Origin of the sequence: Catonella sp. (genome assembly GCF_052173895.1) — a bacterium.
In the GTDB taxonomy this organism is placed as follows: domain Bacteria; phylum Bacillota; class Clostridia; order Lachnospirales; family Lachnospiraceae; genus Catonella.
On the sequence record NZ_JBQMXS010000062.1, the window covers coordinates 1 to 7,387 of the forward strand.

Sequence of the window (7,387 nt, forward strand, 5' to 3'; positions counted from 1 at the left end):
GGAGCTATCCCCATATCTGGACATCCTTCTTCTTCATCATATACCCATCCACAAACATCACATACATATCTTGCCATAAGTGTTCTCCTTTATTTTATATAATTATTAAGAGTAAAATACTACTCTATTTCAAAATAAATTATACACTATTTAATTGTGGAAAACAATAACAAAATGAACTTTATTAAAAGTGTATATATTTTTAAACAAAATTTTATTTCTTCATTTTGTAAGCCTGCTCACAGTAGATGCAGCGATAAGTTATATTGGATTTGTCTGTAAGTTTAAAAATGTGAGGAAGTCCTCTTTCTACAGAAGTTATGCAGCGAGGATTTTTGCAGGTAAATATATCTTTTACAGTTTCAGGAAGAGTTGGGTGCAGCTTATCTTTTATTACTCCATCAACTATTACATTAACTGTAATGCTATCTCCAAAGATAGAAAGCATAGGGAGATTTAACTCTTTTGGTACTCCTTCTATTTTAATAATATCCTTTTTACCCATTTTTGAACTTTTGGCATTTTTAATAATGGCTATTTGGTTATCATATCTGCTGAGATGAAGATACTTATAAATAGACATTGAAAGTCCGGCAGGAATGTGATCAATTACATAGCCTGAATTAAGACCGCTTATATTTAACATAATTATCCTCCTTATGCTAATTCAAGTAAACGCAGAATAAGAGCCATTCTTACATAGACACCGTATTTTGCCTGTTTAAAATAGGTTGCTCTCTTATCGTTATCAACTTCAGTTGCTATCTCATTAACCCTTGGAAGAGGGTGAAGTATCATAAGGTCTTCCTTTGCATTTGCAAGCTTTGGCATATCAAGAATGTAGGTATCTTTAAGCCTGATATAATCTTCTTCATTGAAAAAGCGTTCGCGTTGAACCCTTGTCATATAGAGTACATCAAGCTCTGGAAGTGCGTTCTCAAGAGAAGTAGTTTCTATATAAGGAGCATTGTTGGCATTTAAGATTTCAGTTTTAACATACTCAGGAAGTTTAAGCTCATCAGGAGAAATAAGTACAAACTTTATTTCAGGATACCTTACAAGTTCCTGAATAAGAGAATGAACAGTTCTTCCAAACTTGAGGTCGCCACAGAGACCGACTGTCATATGCCCCAATTCGCCACGAAGTTCTTTTATGGTAAGTATGTCTGTAAATGTCTGGGTAGGATGGTTATGTCCTCCGTCACCGGCATTTATTACAGGGATTTCAGAGTACATAGCAGCTACCTGTGGAGCACCTTCTTTAGGGTGACGCATAGCGCAGATATCGGCGTATGCTGATATTACTCTTATGGTATCGGCTACGGTTTCTCCCTTTGCAGCTGAACTTGAGGAACTTTCAGAAAAACCGAGGACACTGCCACCTAAATTAAGCATTGCTGATTCAAATGAAAGGCGGGTTCGTGTACTCGGTTCATAAAATAATGTAGCTAATTTTTTACCATGGCAGATTTCTTTGTATTTTTCAGGCTTTCTGTAAATATCAGATGCAAGAGCCAAAATCTCATTGGTTTCATCAACTGAAAAATCAAGCGGACTTATCAGATGCCTCATAATTACCTCCTTACAAATGTACATTAATATCATCTGAACAATTTTATTACAGAAATGAAAATATGGCAAGAGGGATTTAAGATTTAGTTTTTATTATTGAAAAATTGCAGACTTCTTATTATACTATTAAGTGAAGGAAATGGTAGGAGTGCAAGGTTACGATTTATATGCTATACTAAAGAGTAGGATTAACAATTGGAGGAAAATATAATGGCAGAGTTTAAAGATAAAGTAATGTATTTGGGACATAGTGGATTTTTGCTTGAGCTTGAGAGTGCGACCTTAATTTTTGATTGGTATCAGGGAGAGATTCCACCATTAAGAGGAGATAAGCCTGTATATATATTTGCAAGTAGTATAAATCAGGATCATTTTAGACCGGAAATATTTGGAGCTGTTGAACAGCTGCCTCACGCAGAGATTTTTATAGGATATGATCATTCCATTTCGGAGGTGGATACATTTTTAGACAGTCTTCCTGAGAGGATTCAAGATCATGTCAGTTGTTTTGACGGAGATGCAAGGCTTTATTCTGAAAATGAGGAAATGCTTGTAAGTTCTATTCCGTCAACTGAGAATGGAGTGGCTTTCATAGTTGAGATTGAAGGAAAGACTATATTACATGGAGGAACCTTATATCTTAATCAAACAGCTACAGAAGAAGACTATAATAAGTGGTATGAAAAAATGAAACTGGATCATCCGGAGCTAAATATAGCGGACTATCAGATGTATCTGAATCATTGTGAAGAGGAATTTGGAAAGTATACAGAAAAAATTAAGGGAAGAACTTTTGATTATGCAATGATTCCTCTTGAGCCAAAATATGGTGATATTGGTGAAAGAACTGTAAAAAGATATATGCAGGTGGCAGATTATAAGCTGTGGTCACCAATGCAGTTGCATGGAATGTATGATGCAGTGGATGAATTTGTGACAAATTATCCTGAATTTGCTAAAAATATGATAGGTGTTACCAAGAAGAGTGGAGTAAAACAGGCTATAAAGTCCGGTCAAAAGTATGAGTTGTAAAGGCTTATAGGGAGAATAATTTGATTAAGATTGATTTAGTTACAGGTTTTTTAGGTTCGGGAAAGACGACATTTATTAAAAAATATGCTAAGTATTTTTTAGATAAAGGTTTAAAAATAGGAATACTTGAAAATGATTACGGTGCTATAAATATAGACTTAATGTTATTAGGAGATCTTTTAGGTGAAAATTGTGAGTTGGAAATGATAATCGGTGGAGGAGATCTTTTAACTCATAAGAGAAGGTTTAGGACTAAGCTGATTGCAATGGCAATGAGTGGGTATGACAGAGTAATAGTAGAGCCTTCAGGTATATTTGAACCTGAAGAACTGTTTGATTTACTGAGTGAAGAGCCTTTAGACAGATGGTATGAAGTTGGAAGTGTTATTACCATAGTAGATGTGAGTTTTGAAACTGAACTGTCTGCATCCTCAGAGTATCTTCTTGCTGTACAACTTGCTAGTGCCGGTGCAGTGGTATTTAGTAGGCAGGAAAGCTGTAAGTATGGGAATTTAAAGGAAACAACCCGTTATTTAAACAGCCTGCTTGCAAAAATTAAATGTAAAAGAAAGATTGGTGAAGAGGACATAGTGCCGTCTGAACAAAAATTTGAAGGCTGTGATTTTAGAAGAATTGCGAGTAAGAATTATGTGATTTCGGATTATGAAAAGCAATTTTTTGAAATAAAAGATTATTCTTCCATCTTTATTATGAACTCAAATCTTACAAAGCATCAACTTACAGAAAAGGCAAAAAATATTTTTGAAAAATCAGTAAAATTTGGAAGAGTTATTCGGATTAAGGGGTTTATAGAAGAAAATGGAAGATATTTTTTTATAAATATGACAAAAAATACAATGGAAATTAACAGTATAGAGAAAGGGCAGAATATACTTATAATAATAGGAGAAGAGCTTAATGAAGATGAGATAAAGAATGAAATTAGTGAATAAAATTACATATTTATAAAATTTTTATAATTTTTTATAATATTAAAACTATTATAAAAATAAAGATTATATAATAAATTCCTCCAAAAAATGATGTATAAAATTGCAATCAATTGTATTAATTATGTTGATTATGATTTTAAACTTTGCTATAATCTAAAAGAGAGGTATATATAGGTTAAGAAAGGACAGGATTAAAATTGGCACTGGTAGAAGACAAGTATGATAATTTTAAGGAAGATCCTATAGATAGAGGGAAGATTGGAGAATATTTTTCGAGTATATTTGATGTATTTTCGCATACTGCAAATGGTAAGTATGTATTCATTATGAATATCCCCAATAACTATGCTTACTGGTCAAGTGAGGCAGTGTCTTATTTTGGATTGCCAAGTAATAGAATGTACAATCCAATAGAAGTTTGGGGAGAAAAGATTAATCCTCATGATCGGGAAATGTTCTACGAAGATATAAAGAGTTTGCTTGAAAAAAGAATTGATGAGCATAATCTTACTTATAGGATTAAGAATAAGAATGGTGACTATGTTACCTGTACATGTAGGGGATGCATAATTTATGATGATAATGGTGAGATGCTTTATTTTGCAGGTAATGTAATTAATCACCAGAAAAGTGAGCTGATTGATCCGGTTACAGGACTTAGAAATCGAGATGGGCTTTTTGCCTGCATGAATGATTTGAAAAAGGAAAATAAAAAATATTATTTTCTTATGGCAGGTCTTAAGCAGTTTTATAAGGTAAATTATGCTTATGGCTATGATTTTGGCAATCAGATTTTAGGAATAATTGCCGATATGTGGCGTGAAATGAATGATAACGGTGTAGTTTTTAGGACTGAAGGAACTAAAGCAGTTCTGATATTTGAGATGGACAAATACAGTAAAAGAGATGTAGAGAAAAAGTACAAGGAAATCTCAGATAAGTTGAAACAAGGAATAGAGTATAATGGATGTAAAGTTTTCCTCAGTATTTATGCCTGCTTATACGAATCTACCAATTTGGATTTAGATGTAAATACAATTTATAACTGTGCTATGTATGCTACCAATAAAAAGAAAAAAGAAGAAAATGATGAAATATTTTTAGTTACGGAAAATCTATTTTCAGGAAATAAGATTTTTATGGAAAAACTTAGTTATATCCGTAATTGCATACATAAAAATTTTATGGGCTTTTATCTTGTTTATCAGCCTATTGTATCTGCAGATACTGGTGAACTTACAGGAGCTGAGGCTCTTATAAGGTGGAAGGGTGAACCGTATGGATTTGTACCTCCTAACGAGTTTATTGAATGGCTTGAAGGAGATACAATATTTTATGATTTAGGAAATTGGATAATAAGACAGGCAATAAGAGATACCAAAGAACTTATAGAAATTTATCCCGATATTTTAGTAAATATTAACTTAGCATATCCTCAGTTGCAAAATTTGAGATTTAATTCTGATCTTAGTGATATATTAGAAGAGGAGGGATTTAATCCACAAAATTTAAATCTGGAACTTACAGAAAGATGTAAATTTAGCAATATAGACACATTGAGAAGTAGTATTGCTTTTTTTAAGTCTTTGGGCATTAGCAGTGCACTAGATGATTTTGGAACAGGATATTCAGCCCTTGATCTTATGGTGGAACTTCAAGTAGATGAAATTAAGATTGATAAGAGTTTCATTCAGGACATTGATAAAGATATATCAAGACAGAGCCTCTTAAAAGCTATTACAACCTGTGCTCATGAGTTGGGCAAGAGAGTTTGTGTAGAAGGAATAGAAACTGAAGTGATGGCAGGCTATCTGTATAATCATTTTGAGATTACCAAATATCAGGGTTATTATTTTTCAAAGCCTCTTGAAAAGCAGGATTTCATAGACTGGGTTAAGAAGAATAAGGAAGATTTTGCAAAATAAAGGAGTAGGGCTGTATGAAGATTGTTCAAACAGCCGTACTCCTTTTCGTATGAATATATACTGAATTATCTATTATATAAAATATATAATTATTTCATTGGTTTCCATCAAAACAGTAGGTACATAGATTTTCTTTGCCTATGCCGATTGATTCTATCATGTCATCAAGCCTGTTAAATCTTAAAGAGGTAAATCCGAGTTCTTTACGAATTTCATCTACCATTTTTTTGTATTTTTCCGAGTCAGGATTAGCATATTCTTCTAAAATATCACTAGATACATCTTCACCTTCTTCATTTTTAATAATTCTTCTTGTAATCAAATCCATGTCAGAGGTGGAGCGAGAGAAATTGATATATTTACAGCCGAACATAATAGGTGGGCAGGCAGGTCTTACATGTACTTCTTTTGCACCACTTTTATAAAGAAATTCAGCAGTTTCTCTAAGCTGTGTACCTCTTACAATTGAATCGTCTATTAAAAGTATTTTTTTCCCTTCTATAAGCTCATGTACGGGTAGGATTTTCATTTTAGCAATAAGATCCCGTTTGGACTGAATTGTGGGCATAAAAGAGCGAGGCCAAGTCGGAGTATATTTTATAAATGGCCTTGAAAAAGGTACTTCGGATTCATTTGCATATCCGACAGCATGTGCAGTACCCGAGTCCGGTACGCCTGCAACTATATCAATATCATTGATGGACATATTATCACGTTTAGCCATAAGGCTACCACATCTATTTCGCATAGATTCAACAGAAATGCCTTCATAACTAGAAGAAGGATAACCAAAATAAACCCAGAGGAAGGAACATATTTTTTTGGGGTTATTCGGGAGTGAAAGCACTTTTATGCCATCGGGAGTAATTATATCTATTTCACCGGGTTCAAGTTCTTTATAATGCTCATATCCTAAATTGAGATAGGCGAAACTTTCAAAAGAGGCACAGTAGCCTTCTTCTTTTTTTCCTATGGCAATAGGTGTACGGCCAAGAGAGTCTCTGGCGCAGTATATTCCTAGAGGAGTGAGGATGAGCATTGTCATAGAGCCTTCAATTTTTTTCCACACATATTGTATGCCTTCTATAAGATTACTTTTTTGATTTATAATAGCGGCTACAAGTTCGGTTTGATTCACCTTGCCTCCGCTCATTTCAAGAAAATGGGTACCACCATTTGCTGCAATATCATCAGCAATTTCATCAGCATTGTTGATTCTTCCTACAGTAACTAGAGAGAATGTTCCATGATGTGACCTTACAATTAGAGGTTGAGGTTCATAGTCAGAGATAGAGCCTATTCCGAAGTTTCCTTTCATTTCTTGCATATCTCTATCAAATTTACTTCTAAAAGGAGAATTTTCGATATTGTGGATTGCCCTTTCAAAACCATTTTCACCTAAAACAGTCATTCCGGCTCTGCGAGTACCAAGATGTGAATGATAGTCTGTTCCAAAGAATAAATCAAAAACACAGTCATTTTTAAGTGCTGCTGCAAAAAAACCACCCATCTATTTAGCCTCCTTATATATGTCAATGATAGTACAAGTTAGTATATTAGTCAACTATTAGAATAATTAAAGAAATTTAAAAATTATATAACCCCTACTAATATAACAAGCAGGGGTCGTTATATAATCTATACTTCGGCAGGCTGATTAAGCTTTATCATTTTAACAAATTCAGCTCTGGTAAGAGGCTTACTAAAATAATAACCTTGTATATATTTGCAGCCGAGTTTGATAATTTCTCTTGCCATTTCCCTAGTTTCTACACCTTCTGCAACAACCTCAAAACCAACGGAAATAGGAGTCTTAACAAAATTCTTTAATAAAATCATAGACTTTTCATCAGTAGAGATAAAAGGAGCTTGAACAATTGATTTGTCTATTTTAATTAGTTTTAA

General features: G+C 33.5%; 8 protein-coding genes. 3 read left to right on the forward strand and 5 right to left on the reverse strand.

Annotation, left to right across the window (positions count from 1 at the left end; genetic code table 11):
- From ACTTG8_RS09270 to pyrB, 3 genes are all read right to left on the reverse strand, one after another.
- Positions 1-77, reverse strand: a 77-nt coding sequence (locus ACTTG8_RS09270; RefSeq protein WP_442561838.1) for a rubredoxin, incomplete at its 3' end; no start/stop codon positions are given.
- Positions 78-214: 137 nt separating this feature from the next.
- Complete coding sequence (locus tag ACTTG8_RS09275) at positions 215-646, reverse strand: aspartate carbamoyltransferase regulatory subunit (RefSeq protein ID WP_442561831.1); 432 nt, start codon at positions 644-646, stop codon at positions 215-217.
- Between the two features lie 11 nt (positions 647-657).
- Positions 658-1,572 carry an aspartate carbamoyltransferase gene (pyrB, locus tag ACTTG8_RS09280; RefSeq protein ID WP_442561832.1) on the reverse strand — a complete coding sequence of 305 codons (915 nt, stop codon included), beginning with the start codon at positions 1,570-1,572 and terminating at the stop codon, positions 658-660.
- A gap of 210 nt (positions 1,573-1,782) precedes the next feature.
- Here pyrB and ACTTG8_RS09285 point away from each other — a divergent pair, with 210 nt between their 5' ends.
- The 3 genes from ACTTG8_RS09285 to ACTTG8_RS09295 all read left to right on the forward strand — a co-directional run bounded on the left by ACTTG8_RS09285 (position 1,783) and on the right by ACTTG8_RS09295 (position 5,482).
- Positions 1,783-2,604, forward strand: coding sequence for a hypothetical protein (locus ACTTG8_RS09285; RefSeq protein ID WP_442561833.1), 822 nt, complete (start codon positions 1,783-1,785; stop codon positions 2,602-2,604).
- Positions 2,605-2,624: 20 nt separating this feature from the next.
- Entirely contained in the window at positions 2,625-3,557 is a 933-nt protein-coding gene (locus ACTTG8_RS09290) for a GTP-binding protein (RefSeq protein ID WP_442561834.1), read from the forward strand.
- Between the two features lie 197 nt (positions 3,558-3,754).
- Positions 3,755-5,482 (forward strand): sensor domain-containing phosphodiesterase, encoded by a 1,728-nt coding sequence (locus tag ACTTG8_RS09295; protein ID WP_442561835.1) that lies wholly within the window; start codon positions 3,755-3,757, stop codon positions 5,480-5,482.
- A gap of 94 nt (positions 5,483-5,576) precedes the next feature.
- On the opposite strand, the gene ACTTG8_RS09300 is transcribed toward ACTTG8_RS09295, so the two are convergent.
- Entirely contained in the window at positions 5,577-6,992 is a 1,416-nt protein-coding gene (locus tag ACTTG8_RS09300) for an amidophosphoribosyltransferase (RefSeq protein WP_442561836.1), read from the reverse strand.
- A 128-nt stretch (positions 6,993-7,120) separates the two neighbouring features.
- A partial coding sequence (locus ACTTG8_RS09305; RefSeq protein WP_442561837.1) for an EAL domain-containing protein occupies positions 7,121-7,387 on the reverse strand: 267 nt, incomplete at its 5' end.